This window comes from Arthrobacter sp. StoSoilB20, from assembly GCF_019977295.1.
Lineage (GTDB): Bacteria > Actinomycetota > Actinomycetes > Actinomycetales > Micrococcaceae > Arthrobacter > Arthrobacter nicotinovorans_A.
Window position 1 is genome coordinate 3817853 of sequence record NZ_AP024651.1, and the last position, 13419, is coordinate 3831271.

At 62.7% G+C, this 13419-nt stretch carries 12 protein-coding genes; 4 read left to right on the plus strand and 8 right to left on the minus strand.

Annotation, left to right across the window (positions count from 1 at the left end; genetic code table 11):
* Positions 1-53: 53 nt before the first annotated feature.
* Together LDN85_RS17315 and LDN85_RS17320 are read left to right on the plus strand one after the other, a co-directional pair.
* Complete coding sequence (locus LDN85_RS17315) at positions 54-1487, plus strand: potassium transporter TrkG (protein WP_223943655.1); 1434 nt, start codon at positions 54-56, stop codon at positions 1485-1487.
* On the plus strand, positions 1480-2166 hold the full coding sequence (locus LDN85_RS17320; protein WP_026541351.1) for a TrkA family potassium uptake protein: 687 nt from the start codon (positions 1480-1482) through the stop codon (positions 2164-2166). The genes LDN85_RS17315 and LDN85_RS17320 overlap by 8 nt, the downstream gene beginning before the upstream one ends.
* Positions 2167-2242: 76 nt before the next feature.
* Here the strand turns inward: LDN85_RS17320 and proC are convergent, their stop codons facing one another.
* The 7 genes from proC to LDN85_RS17355 form a co-directional block, all read right to left on the minus strand.
* Positions 2243-3073 (minus strand): pyrroline-5-carboxylate reductase, encoded by an 831-nt coding sequence (gene proC, locus LDN85_RS17325; RefSeq protein WP_026541352.1) that lies wholly within the window; start codon positions 3071-3073, stop codon positions 2243-2245.
* A gap of 308 nt (positions 3074-3381) precedes the next feature.
* Positions 3382-4215 (minus strand): sugar phosphate isomerase/epimerase, encoded by an 834-nt coding sequence (locus LDN85_RS17330; protein ID WP_026546534.1) that lies wholly within the window; start codon positions 4213-4215, stop codon positions 3382-3384.
* Position 4216: 1 nt separating this feature from the next.
* Complete coding sequence (locus tag LDN85_RS17335; protein WP_026541354.1) at positions 4217-5359, minus strand: Ppx/GppA phosphatase family protein; 1143 nt, start codon at positions 5357-5359, stop codon at positions 4217-4219.
* 89 nt (positions 5360-5448) lie between these two features.
* Complete coding sequence (locus LDN85_RS17340) at positions 5449-5883, minus strand: SseB family protein (RefSeq protein WP_026541355.1); 435 nt, start codon at positions 5881-5883, stop codon at positions 5449-5451.
* A 145-nt stretch (positions 5884-6028) separates the two neighbouring features.
* Complete coding sequence (gene topA / locus LDN85_RS17345) at positions 6029-8755, minus strand: type I DNA topoisomerase (protein ID WP_091549688.1); 2727 nt, start codon at positions 8753-8755, stop codon at positions 6029-6031.
* Between the two features lie 125 nt (positions 8756-8880).
* Positions 8881-9591, minus strand: coding sequence for a winged helix-turn-helix domain-containing protein (locus LDN85_RS17350; RefSeq protein ID WP_026541357.1), 711 nt, complete (start codon positions 9589-9591; stop codon positions 8881-8883).
* Positions 9588-11237 carry a methyltransferase gene (locus tag LDN85_RS17355; protein ID WP_223943657.1) on the minus strand — a complete coding sequence of 550 codons (1650 nt, stop codon included), beginning with the start codon at positions 11235-11237 and terminating at the stop codon, positions 9588-9590. The genes LDN85_RS17350 and LDN85_RS17355 overlap by 4 nt, the downstream gene beginning before the upstream one ends.
* 92 nt (positions 11238-11329) lie before the next feature.
* Between LDN85_RS17355 and LDN85_RS17360 the strand changes: the two genes are divergently transcribed.
* Positions 11330-11773 carry a hypothetical protein gene (locus tag LDN85_RS17360; protein WP_026546537.1) on the plus strand — a complete coding sequence of 148 codons (444 nt, stop codon included), beginning with the start codon at positions 11330-11332 and terminating at the stop codon, positions 11771-11773.
* 64 nt (positions 11774-11837) lie between these two features.
* The gene (locus LDN85_RS17365) at positions 11838-12368 is read left to right on the plus strand and encodes a hypothetical protein (RefSeq protein WP_223943658.1); all 531 of its coding nucleotides are present in this window, start codon (positions 11838-11840) and stop codon (positions 12366-12368) included.
* Between the two features lie 8 nt (positions 12369-12376).
* Here the strand turns inward: LDN85_RS17365 and LDN85_RS17370 are convergent, their stop codons facing one another.
* Positions 12377-13273 (minus strand): rhodanese-related sulfurtransferase, encoded by an 897-nt coding sequence (locus LDN85_RS17370; protein WP_026541361.1) that lies wholly within the window; start codon positions 13271-13273, stop codon positions 12377-12379.
* Between the last annotated feature and the right edge of the window lie 146 nt (positions 13274-13419).

Here is a 13419-nt window from a genome sequence, read left to right on the forward strand (position 1 = left end):
GGGAATAGTGGTTTACTACTCAGGAAAGCTTGTTTCAACCGAGGAAGAGCGCCATGTCTCAAAGCCAGTCGCGGTCCACGAGCCCGGCCAACTGGCAACCCAACCAGCAGGAGCGGGAAGGTCTGTGGATCTTCACCCGCGTGCGCGACTTCATCGACAACATTGCCAACACCTCCCCTGCCCGTTTGGCGTTGACCGTCTTCGCCGTGGTCATCCTGGTGTTCACGGGCCTGCTGTCCCTGCCCGCGGCGTCCGCTGCCGGTACGGTCACGCCCTTGCATCAATCCATGTTCACTGCGGTCTCTGCCGTCTGCGTCACCGGGCTGACGGTGGTTTCCACCGCTACCCACTGGACCTTCTTTGGTCAGCTGGTGATCCTCATTGGCATCTTCGTGGGAGGCCTTGGCACGCTGACCCTGGCCTCGCTGTTGGCCCTCATGGTCAGCAAGCGCCTGGGCGTACGCGGCAAGCTGATCGCCCAGGAAGCCATGAACAACGCTGGCCGCCTCGGTGAGGTGGGTACCCTGCTCCGGATCGTCATCGTGACCTCGGTGGTGATTGAGGCCGGACTGGCCATCGTGCTGATTCCCCGCTTCATAGTGCTCGGGGAGAGCTTCTGGCAGTCCGTGTGGCACGGCGTCTTCTACTCCATTTCCGCGTTCAACAACGCCGGGTTCACACCGCATTCCGATGGCATCGTCCCCTATGAGACCGACCTGTGGATCCTGGTTCCGCTGATGTTGGGGGTCTTCCTCGGCAGCCTCGGATTCCCGGTGGTGATGGTGTTGCAGCAGAACGGGCTCAATTGGAAGAAGTGGAACCTCCACACCAAGCTCACCATCCAGGTCTCCTTCATCCTGCTGGCAGCCGGCGCAGTGCTGTGGGGCCTGATGGAATGGGACAACCTGCGCACCATCGGCCATATGGGCCTTGGCGACAAGGTGGCCCATTCCCTGTTCGCCTCCGTGATGACCAGGTCCGGAGGCTTCAACCTGGTGGACCAAAACCACATGGAATCCACCACGATGCTCCTCACCGATGCCCTCATGTTCGCCGGCGGCGGGTCGGCGTCCACAGCCGGTGGCATCAAAGTAACCACCATCGCCGTCATGTTCCTGGCCATCATGGCCGAAGCCCGTGGCGACGCCGACGTGAAGGTCTATGGCCGCACCATCCCCCAAGGCACCATGCGCGTGGCCATCTCGGTGATCGTTGCCGGCGCCACCTTGGTCTCCGTTGCAGCGTTCCTGCTGCTATCCATCAGCGGAGCATCATTGGACCGGGTGCTCTTCGAATCCATCTCCGCCTTTGCCACCGTGGGACTGAGCACCAACCTCAGTGCCGAGCTGCCGCCGTCGGGCGTTTATGTCCTGACCGCTTTGATGTTCGCCGGCCGCGTCGGCACCGTAACCCTTGCTGCCGGACTGGCCCTGCGCCAACGAAGCCAGCTGTACCACTACCCGGAAGAGAGGCCAATCATTGGCTAGTACCACGGGGGCTGCCAACCGCCCCGCACACAACGCACCAGTACTGGTCATTGGCCTGGGCCGGTTCGGATCCGCCACGGCTGAGCAGCTGGTCAAGCAGGGCCGCGAAGTCCTGGCCATCGAGCGCGACCGTACCCTCGTCCAAAAGTGGGCGCCCGTGCTCACGCACGTGGTGGAGGCCGACGCCACCAACATCGATGCCCTGCGCCAGCTTGGAGCCCAGGAGTTCAGCTCAGCTGTAGTGGGTGTTGGCACGTCCATCGAGTCCTCGGTGCTCATCACCGTGAACCTGGTGGACCTGGGCATCCAACACCTGTGGGTCAAGGCCATCACGCCCTCGCACGGCAAGATCCTCACCCGCATCGGCGCCAACCATGTGATCTACCCGGAGGCCGATGCCGGTGTCCGGGCGGCGCACCTGGTGTCCGGACGGATGCTGGACTTCATCGAGTTCGACGACGACTACGCGATCGTGAAAATGTACCCGCCCAAGGAAACCGTGGGCTTCACCCTGGAAGAATCCAAGGTCCGCTCCAAGTACGGCGTGACGATCGTCGGCGTCAAAACCCCGGGCGAGGATTTCACCTACGCACGGCCGGAAACCAAAGTGTCCGGCCACGATATGTTGATCGTGTCCGGACACGTGGACCTGCTGGAGCGCTTCGCAGCACGCCCGTAACCGTGATGGAGTTTTTGTACAGCTAACGCCCTTTAGACGCGCTCTTAGGGGCGTTAGCTGTACAAAAACGCCGAGGTTAGCCGAGCTGCTTGGTGATCTCTGCTGCGCGGGCTGCTGCCGCGCGGGCGCCGTCGGCAATGATCTTGGGGATGCCGCCGTCGTCGAAGGCCATGATGGCACGCTCAGTGGTGCCATTGGGGCTGGTGACGGCGATTCGCAGGGCTGAGGGGTCCGCACCCGGTTCGGCCAGCATAAAGCCGGCGCCGGCCACTGTTTCGCGGGCAAGCATGACGGACAGCTCCTGGTCCAAGCCCAGTTCGACGCCGGCCGCTGCCATGGCCTCGGCCAGGTAGAAAGCGTATGCCGGGCCCGAACCGCTGATGGCAGACAGCGCGTCCACCTGTTCCTCCGGGATCTCCACCACCGTGCCGGCACCAGCCAGCGCGGCTTTGGCCCGTTCAAGCTGCTCAGGGGTGCAATGCGTTCCCGGGGAGACCGAGATGACGCCGCGCCCCAGCCGGGCCGGTGTATTGGGCATGGTGCGGATCACCGGCTGGCCGTCCGGCAGCGCTGCTTCAAGCTGGGCGATGGAAACGGCCGCCGCGACGCTGACAACAATCGTGTCCTTGGCCAGGGCCGGGCTGATCTCCCGTGCCAGATCCAGGATGCCTACCGGTTTAACGCCAAGGATGACCAAGCCGGAGCCCTTGGTAGCCAACTTATTGTTGTCCGGCTCCTCTTCGCCGGCGATGGCCATAACCCCGTGCCGCTGGGCGAGTTCGTCGGCGCGCTCGGCCCGCCGGACCGTGGCCACGATGTCTGCGGGGTCGGTCCCGGCGGCGATCAGGCCTCCCAGGATTGCCTCGTTCATGGATCCACAGCCAAGGAATGCGATTCGGTTGCTCATTGCTCCATCATTGCAGTTGGCCTTGGACGGGGTCTAACGGATTCCGGATTCCCAGCTTGTTCCCAAGGTTATTGCAGGCAGCACTCATTGTTGGTCCGTAACTTAGTAGTTACCTCATTGAGGGTGCGAGTGATGAGGCGGGCATGGGGATGTCCGCCACAAGCACCGGTGGCCGGGCGGGTTTTCCCCCATTTCCCGATTCGGCCGCCGGTGCTTTCGCTTTTAACGGCCGGACCTGGCGCCGCCCGCCCGACACACCGTGTGAGACGGTGCGTCAGGCCAACAAGCTCAGAACAGGCTCGACGCCGTTAGTTCTCTACGCTGCGCAGCGATGGTGCGCTGAGGTGCTGCCGCGCGAAGCGCAGGGTTTCTGCCAGCATTTCCTCGCGCTCCCCCGCCACCTTGGCCTTGCGGGTGGAGATCTCGGCCACCACCACGCCATCGAACCCAGTGGACGCCAGGTGCTGGAGGGCGTCGGCGCACTGTTGCGTTCCCGTGCCGGGCACCAGGTGCTCGTCCTTACCGGAACCTGAACCGTCTGTGAGGTGGACGTGGCGGAGCTTGCTGCCCAATGCCTTGATGGCTTCCAAACTGTTGGCCCCGGCAGTGGCCGCGTGCGAGAAATCCCACGTGACGTCGTCGTAATCCTGTCCCAGGGGATCCCAGTGCGGCAGGTAAGCCACAGCTTCGCGGCCACGGACACGCCACGGGTACATGTTCTCCACGGCAATATGCACCTGGTACCTCGCCGCGATCTCCCGGACGCCTTCCACGAAGTTCTCCGCATAGTTGGACTGCCAGCGGAACGGCGGGTGGGCCACCACGGTGTCGCATCCTACGTCGGCGGCCATCTGGCACGACTTCTCGATCTTGTTCCAGGCCGTGCCCCACACCTGTTGCGTCAGCAGCAATGTGGGCGCGTGAATGGAGACGATCTCCTGGTGGTAGCGGTGGCTCAACTGGATCAGGGCGGCCGGGTTCTGACTCACCGCGTTGTTGGTGACCATCACCTCCACGCCTTCATAACCCAGGTCCTGCGCCACGGCGAAAGCGTCATGGACGCTCAAGGGGTAGACGGAAGCGCTGGACAGCGCTACGGGGATCTGGCGGTCATTCACTTCAGGTTCGACGTCGTTGCTCATCTCAGGAGGCCAGCCCGCCTGCCACGGGGGCTGGGATTGGTGCAGGGGACGGAGTGTTCACGGGGACAGGAAATTCCTTGATCCCGGGGTGGGACTCATCGATCCCGGGGTGGGACTCATCATTATCCACCGTCTTGGCACCGTCCTTGGCTGCTTTCTTTTTGGACTTGTCCTTCTTCCGCTTGCCCACATGCGGCGCGGGGTCGAGGGCCTCTTCAAAGACCAGCTGGTCAAGCCGGCGAAGGATCAGGCCCTCCCGCAGTGCCCACGGACAAATCTCCATGGTGGGGAATTCAAAGAGCTCAAGCGCGGCCTCGGCCACCAGCGCACCTGCCAACAGTTGGCGTGCCCGGGCGTCCGAGACACCTGGCAGGTACAGCCGGTCCTCCACTGTCATAGCCGAAATTCGCTGGGCCCACAGGCCGAGGTCCGCGGCGTGGAGTTCGCGCTTCACGTAGGGTCCTGCCGCACTCGGCGCCGCGCCTGCGATGCGTGCCAGCGACCGGAAGGTCTTGGAAGTACCGGCCACGAGGTTCGCACGGCCGAGCTCGTGGAAATTGCGGACCACAGGCTTCAGCGTGGAACGGATGTAGCGCCGCAGTTCCTTGACGCTTTTTGCTGTCGGAGGATCATCGTGGAGCCAATCCCGTGTCAAACGGCTGGCACCCAGGGGAACCGAGGTGGCGAACTCGGGAAGTTCATCGGTTCCATAGGCCATTTCAAAGGAGCCCCCACCAATGTCCAGGTCAAGGATGGGACCTGCGCCCCACCCATACCAGCGGCGGACTGCGAAGAACGTCATGGACGCTTCCTCGCTGCCTGTCAGTTCCTGCAGGGTCACCGTTGTTTCGTGCTTGACCCGAGCCAGGACCTCCGGACCGTTGGTGGCCTCGCGGATTGCCGAGGTACAAAACGCCAGGAGGTCCTCGGCTTTGTGGCTGGCGGCGAACTCCCAGGCTTCCAGTACGAACTCGATGAGCTCGTGCTGGCCGGCGTCGTTGATGTTGCCGTCACCGTCGAGGTACTGCACCAGGGACAGGGGACGCTTGTGGGATGCGAAAGCCACCGGGCGCGCGCCCGGGTGAGCATCCACAAGAAGCAGATGGACGGTGTTGGAACCGATGTCTAGAACGCCAAGACGCATTCTGCCATTATTCACCGATTCCAAGGCCGTGAAGCAACTTGGCGGCGACGTTTCGCCGTCGGATTGATGTCCGGCGGTTTGGGCACCGGCTATTCGGTGGGCTCCCCTGCTTCATCTGCGCGCTTGAAGTCACGGCGGATGTTGGCGATGCCTTCGGGGTCGATTTCGAAGCCGAACTCGCTGCCCGGGTTGATGACCATGCCGAGTTCATCGCCGATGTTTCCCAGGATCGCTGATCCCATGGTGCCCAGGACGTGCGGGGCCGCTTCGAGGAACCGCTCATCAACGCGGCTTGGGTGGCTGAAGACAGCCAGGACGGGCTGACCGTCAGCGTTGGAGAGCACCAACGGCTCCACCGACGAATCCGGGCCGTCCACGGCTTCGGAGCTGACCAGGTAGACCTCGTTGTTCAGGAAAGCGAGGATGACATCAACCGGGTTGGCGTCCGGCTGCTCGGCCGAGGCGAGCTTGGCCTCGAGGTCGTTCAAGGGTTCGTTGTCCGGTGAAACGGTCTGTTCAGTCATGGTTCTACTCGACCACGATGCCGGCCGGGACGCAATTCGCGCTTGCTGTCCCGGCCTTCATAGTGGCTGCTTTATGGTGGCTGCTTGCTGGCCGCGGCCTACTTCTTGGCCGGTGCCTTCATAGTGGCTGCTTTATGGCCGCGGCCTACTTCTTGGCGGTGGCCTTCTTCTTGGCCGGTGCCTTGCGGGTGGTGGTCCGCTTGACCGGGCCCTTGGCCCGCTTCTCGGCCAAAAGTTCGACGGCGCGTTCCCGGGTCAGTTCCTCCAACGAGGTTGAGCGGGGGACGGTGATGTTGGTGACGCCGTCAGTGATGTACGGACCGAAGCGGCCTTCCTTCACCACGATGTTCTTTTCCGAAACAGGATCCGGACCGAACTCGGCCAGCGGAGGCACAGCGGCACGGGCGCCGCGCTGCTTGGGCTGGGAATAGATCTCCAGTGCCTGCTCCAGGGTGATCGTGAAGATCTCCTCTTCCGAGCCGATGGACCGGGAATCCGTGCCCTTCTTCAGGTAGGGACCAAAGCGGCCGTTCTGCACCGTGATGGGGTTGCCGTCGGCATCCTCGCCCAGGACCCGGGGCAGGCTCATGAGCTGCAAGGCCTCGTCCAGGGTCACAGTGTCCACAGTCATGGACTTGAACAGTGAGCCCGTGCGCGGCTTGGCCTTGACGGGTTTCTTCGGCGGCTTGGGCTTGCCGTTCTTGTAATACTCCACCGGCTGGTTGGCCAGTTGTTCCTCGGTCATCTCGGGAATGATCTCGGTGACGTAGGCCCCATAGCGGCCATTTTTGGCCACCACGGTGTGTCCGGTGTGGGGATCGGTTCCCAGCACCCGTTCCTCCGGGGCAGCGGTCTCCATGAGTTCTTTGGCTTTGTCGGCCGTGAGCTCATCCGGGGCCAGTTCCTCGGGGACGTTGGCACGCGCGGATTCCACTACCTCTCCGGTCTTCTCATCCACGGTGGGGATGGAGCTTTCCAGGTAGGGTCCGAACTTGCCTACGCGGAGGGTAATGCCCTCGGCGATAGGTACGGAGTTGATTTCGCGGGCATCGATTTCGCCCAGGTTGTTCACAATGCTCAACAGGCCAGGATCGGCGTCTTCACCATAGTAGAAGTGCTTCAGCCAGGCGGCACCCACGGCCTGTCCGTTGGCGATCTTATCCAGGTCGCCTTCCATGTCCGCGGTGAACTCATAGTCCACGTAATCCGTGAAGTGCTGTTCCAGCAAACGGATCACGGAGAACGCAATCCAGCTGGGGACCAAGGCGGACCCCTGCTTACGGACGTAGCCACGGTCCTGGATGGTGGAAATGGTGGAGGCGTAAGTGGACGGGCGGCCGATGCCGCGCTTTTCCAGCTCAGCCGTCAGCGAAGCTTCGGTGTACCGAGGCGGCGGTGAGGTTTCGTGGCCCACAGCCAGGATGTCGGAGGCGGTGAGCTCATCGCCCTTGGCCACGTTGGGCAGGCGTCGGGCTTCGTCGGATTCATCGTCTCCGCGGCTCTCATCCTTGCCTTCTTCATAGGCGGCCAGGAAGCCGGGGAAGGTGATGACGGTGCCTGAAGCCGAGAATTCGGCGTCGCGTCCGTCAGCAGCCACGGCTCCGAGGCGGATGGTGGCCGTGGAGCCCTTGGCATCGGCCATCTGGGAGGCCACCGTGCGCTTCCAGATGAGCTCGTACAGCCGGAACTCGTCGCCGCTCAGCTGCTTGGCCACCTGGGCAGGGGTGCGGAAGGAGTCACCGGCGGGACGGATGGCCTCGTGGGCTTCCTGGGCATTGGCTGCCTTGTTGGCGTACACGCGTGGGCTCTGGGGTACGTACTCGGGGCCGTACAGCTCGGCAGCCTGGCGACGGGATGCCGTGAGGGCTTCATCGCTCAATGCCGAGGAGTCGGTACGCATATAGGTGATGTAGCCGTTTTCATACAGGCGTTGGGCTACCTGCATGGTGCTCTTGGAGGAGAAACGCAGCTTGCGGCCGGCTTCCTGCTGAAGCGTCGAGGTGGTGAACGGCGCGGCAGGACGGCGGGTGTACGGCTTGGTATCGACGGAACGAACGCGGAATTCGGCGTTCTCCAGTCCAGCAGCCAAAGACGTAGCAAGTTCCTCGTTGAGGTGCACCACGGTGGAGGAGGTCAGCTGGCCGTTGTCGTTGAAATCGCGGCCACTGGCAACCTTGGAACCGTCCACGGCAGCAAGCTTGGCTTTAAAGGACCCCGAGCCGGCACCGAATTGGCCCGTAAGGTCCCAGTAGGACGCGGCCCGGAAGGCCATGCGTTCGCGTTCACGGTCCACCACCATGCGGGTCACCACGGACTGCACGCGGCCCGCCGAGAGCCCGCGGGCAACCTTGCGCCACAGGACAGGAGAGATTTCGTAGCCGTACAGGCGGTCAAGGATACGGCGGGTTTCCTGGGCGTCCACCAGGGCGGTGTCGACATCGCGCAGGTTGTCCATGGCGCGGTGGATGGCTTCCTTGGTGATTTCACCGAAGGTCATGCGGTAGACGGGAACCTTGGGTTTCAGGACCTCAAGGAGGTGCCATGCGATGGCTTCGCCTTCGCGGTCCCCATCGGTCGCGAGATAGAGCGCGTCAGCATCTTTCAGCTGCGCCTTGAGCTCGGCAACTTTTTTCTTTTTGTCCGGGGAGACAACGTAGTACGGCTTGAAGCCGTTTTCGACGTCGACGGCGAACTTGCCCAGCGAGGTCTTCTTCAGTTCTGCAGGGAGGTCCGAGGGCTGCGGGAGGTCCCGGATGTGGCCGATGGAAGCCTCGACGATGAAGCCCTCGCCAAGGTACTTGGCGATGGTCTTACTCTTGGCGGGAGACTCCACGATCACGAGTTTCTTGCCGGTTTTTGCCTTGCTGGGCACGGTGCTCCTACAGAAAAAATGTGTAATTGGGCTGGTGCCCATATTGGCCTAGTTCACCATAGATTGCAGAATCCTGCGTTCTGGTACGGAAACCAGGGCGGTCATTCGGTGACCCGGCCGGAAGGTTACTGCCCGGGTGCCACACGATCATCCGGGATCATTGACCACAAGGTTGCCACACGTTCGGCACCTTCGGGAATCTGCGTCGGATCCTCCAGCTCGTACTCCCTGACTACCTCACGGATTCTGTCCGCAAGTTCCTTCCGTTGCGGGTGGGTGAGGTAGAGCAGGTTGCTGGAGAGGACCACCGAAACCGGTTCATCTCCCCCTTCACCGCGCTGGCGGCGTTCTCCACGGGCTTTGGCGAACGCCGAAGCCCGTCGGCGGAAAGCATCCAGCTCAAGGTCAACCACGGCTATCTCGGGACTGGCGACGCTGCCTCCGGAGATAGTGAAGTCTGTACCGGCTGCCTTCCAACGCCGCTCGCGCGCGTCCCCCGCATTTTCGGCCGGTGCCACGATTCCCCATTTCTGGAGGGCACGGAGGTGGTAGCTCATGGCACTGGGGGTGAGGCCCGTACGCGCAGCGAGTTCAGTGGCGGTGTGGCTCACCTGGGTGGCGTAGAGCTCGGAGATGACCTCGATGCGTGCAGCGTGCGCCAAGGCACGGATAGCCTTGGGGTCGGTGATCTCAACCGTCTTCTCGGCCCGCTTCCGCCGCGGAACGTCTCCTGACGTTTGGGATGTCTCGTTGTTCGCAATCACTTGATCAGTGTAGTCAGGGTCACTAACCGGACCAGCGGAGTTCATTCCCGCCGGCGTCGCGTCGCTGCTCATGTGCCGGCCTCTGCTGGGTCCGGAAGCAGGAATCCCTCGAGGACGAGGTTGGTGACGTCGCGGTACAAGCCATCCCTGAAGGCATCCTCGTCGAAGTCTTCACCGCCTCCCAGCAGGGAGACCAGGGCTGCCACGATCTGCCGGACCGAGAGCTCTCCATCGCAGGCAGATGCGAAACCTGCAAGTTCCGTGCTGAGCAGATTGGTCCTTCGGAGACCGGCACCCTGCCTGAGGAGGATAACGCCCGGGTGGGCAGCACCGGGGCGTTGGTGTCGTTCTTCGGTCACGTCCTCCGCTACCAGCAGGTGCGCCTCGGGCACGGCGTTGGCCGCCACCCAATCGGCCCGTTCAACGGCCGCACCCAGATGGGGTCCAATGGGTTGCTCGATGGGATAGGTAATCTCCTCGAAGCGGCTGATGATGGCCTGCTGCCCGGCCTCCGGGCGGCGTAACCAGATCATGCCGAAGCCCACGCCCTCCACGTTCCGGGACGCGAAGTCATCAAGGTAGGAAGCATAGGACTCTTTGTATTGCTCGCGGTCACGGTTCTGAGAGGCATCCTGCAGCCAGGTCTCGGCGTACTGTTCCGGATCCACTTGCTCGCGTTGAATGAACCACACGTCAAGTTCCGCGTCCTTGAGCCATTCCTTGGGACGGTCCTTCCAGTCCGTTCCCTCAGTGACCTCCCAATTTCCCAGCATCTGGGCGGTGCCCCCGGGCGCAAGGACCCCCGAGATCGACTGCACCAACGAAGCCACAATTCCGTCTCCGGGAAGCCCACCGTCACGGTAGGTGAATTGGTCCGAGGAGGACTCCCCGCCTTTCCTTGGCGTGATCACGAAGGGAGGGTTGGATACCACCAGTCCGAACTTTTCGCCCGCCACTGGTTCCAGGAGCGATCCCAGCCGCAGGCTTACCCGGCTTTCCAGATCCTGCGGATCCAGTTCAAGTTCCGCAGCGTTCAGCAGGAGGTTGAACCGGGTGAAAGCCAGCGCGCGTTCGGAGATGTCCGTAGCCGTGACGTGCTCGCAATGGTGCAGGAGGTGGAACGTTTGAATCCCGCATCCGGTCCCCAGGTCCAGGGCACGTTGGGTGTGTTCCCTGATGGTCGTCTGGACCAGCGTCGTGGAGGCGCGCCCGATGCCCAGGACATGGTCATGACGAAGGACCCCCGGCTGCTGGTGGGCAGCGAGATCACTGGCTACCCAAAGTTCGGCACCGCCGCTGCCGTCGGCATTCGCATCCCAACCGTAAGGGCGTAAATCAACCGTGACCCGGACAACGCCGGCGTCCACCGTGGCCAGGCCGAGGTCCACGAGTCCTTGGCTGCGGATTCCAGGCAGGGCAGAGTCAACCTCCGCCACGGACTGCGGGACGGCCAACAGCCAGAGACGGACCACCACAGCCAGTGCCCGGACAGCGGGATCGTGCGAGTCCGTCAGCCGCTCGGTGGCCAAGAGGGCGGGCACCACCTGGTCCCGGCCAAGGGCCGCTGAGGCCGACTCCCCCAGGAGGGCAGCAACGCCGTCCACGGTGTAGGAGATGGCCTGAAGGTCCCCGGCGAGAACCTGGAGCAGGCCGGGCTGGTCGCTTCGGGGAGCATCATCGGTATTGCCTGCAGTAAAGGCGAAAGCTGTGTCAGTCACCTTGCAAGTGTAGGTGCGGCGGGCAAGGCCTTGCGGGGCCGATCCGGGCTATGTGGACGAAGGACCCCATTGGAACCCGGTAGCGTGGAATCATGCTCAACTTCTCCTCCACAAGGCGCCGCGCGGGCCTTGTTGCCCTGGCCGCTGCTGTCCTGCTGGGGGCCGGCGCCTGCCAAGCGCCCGTTAACATCGCAGATGCAGACGTTCCTGCCTGGAAGGAAAAGGTCCTTCCGGCAGCAAACGGCGCGGTTCTGGAGGACTCAGGCAAGATCCTCAACAGGGATCCGCTGGTGAAGGAATCGACCAGTGTCCCCGCCGGAACCTACACGCTCACCATGGCCTGCGACGGCGGCGGCAAGGCTTACTTCGCAGTCTCTTCAAGTGGAAACAAGATTGCCGATGCCGCAGCTGCATGCAACGGCAGCCTGGATGTGGTGAAAATCAAAGTGCCCGCAACTGGTCCGATCAACATCTCCACCAGCAGCGTTGACGCCCCGTTGATCTACGCCTACCATCTGGCTCCAACCACAAGCTAGGACCCGCCAGAACCTGGCTCCGCAGGGCCTTCAGACGGAGGCCCCCCGGGCGTAAAGTCAGTGCATGGGCAGCAAGGCAGCTTGCTCGGTGAGGCCACAGCGGCTGGCGAGGGCCGCCGTCGTGCTTCTTGTTGTCCTGTGCGGCGGCGTGGCCGGTTGCGAGTACACCTATGAGGACGGCGGCAAGCCGGAAGCGAGTGCCACCTCCACGGCGGGAAATATTGCGCTTCCGCCTGATCCGGCACTGGAAGAAACCGTCAGCGGCGAGGCCCTGGAAGAATGGGCGAAAGCTGCGCTGCCCGAATCCCAAGGGCAGTCGTTCTACTCCAGCAACGGCTACCTGAACCCCGGTGAGTCCAAGTCCGAGCAAACTGTGCAGTTGCCCGCTGGAACGTACGCCGTAACGTTGGCATGCCGCGGCACGCGTCGTGTGTCCTTCGATGTCACATTGAACGGGGTCGCCTTGGTGGACCTGACCTTGGGATGCGCCAACGCCAGGGTGAGCGTTGTCCAACTGGATAAAGACGCCATCCTGTCCATCACCGTTGGATCCAGGTCCGATGCCAACTTCGCCTACCGGGTCAGCCGGCTCTGAACCCGGCCTTACGCTGCTTCGCAGCCTCCGGGGCAGCGCAGCGTTTCCGGGCTTGAAGCACACTCGGCACAGTAAAGGGTCAAGGTCCGGCAGCTGAGGTTGGAGCAGTTCTCGAACTTGTTGGTGGGAGCGGAGCAGCGCACGCATTCACCGATGGTCTTGGCGTCCTCGCTGAACTCAACGTGCATGCGCTTGTCAAAGACGTACAGGGAACCTTCCCAGAGGCCCTTGTCCTTGAACGTTTCGCCGTAGCGGACAATCCCGCCATCGAGCTGGTACACCTCTTTGAAGCCCCTGTTGACCATCAGGCTGGACAAGACCTCGCAGCGGATTCCGCCAGTGCAATAGGTAACAACGGGCTTATCCTTGAGGTCGTCGTACTTGCCCGAGTCGAGTTCCTTGATGAAGTCATGCGTGGTGTCCACGTCCGGAACGATCGCATCCTTGAACTTGCCGATCTGTGCCTCGAACGCGTTGCGGCCATCAAAGAACACCACGTCCTCGCCGCTGGACTTCTTCGCATCCACCAACGCGTGGAGTTCCTCCGGCTGCAGGTGTTTGCCGCCGCCCACCACGCCCTGGTCATCAACCCTGAGTTCCCCGGGAGCACCGAACGACACGATTTCATCGCGGACCTTGACGCTGAGGCGCGGGAAATCTGCGGCGCCTCCCTCCGACCACTTGAAGTCGATCCCGTGGAAGCCCTTATATTCGCGTGTGGTCTTCACGTACTGCTTCATGTTGTTCAGTTCGCCGCCCACCGTGGCGTTGATGCCGTCCTTCGAGATGAGGATCCGGCCGGTGAGCCCAAGTTTCTCGCAGAGGGCACGCTGCCATAGACGCACGGCGTCGGGGTCGGCGATCGGGGTAAAGCCATAGAAGAGCACAATTCGGTTCAAAGCCACTATTCAAGGGTACTTGGTGCAGTAAAATCGCCGGGCGGCAGGACTGCCGGACCAAGTGCCGGGGCAGCTGCGGGGGTTGCTGCCGGGGCATGTTCTGCGGTGGCTGCCGCGGGGAGAAGTCACAATTGCATAAGCAACCATTCCGG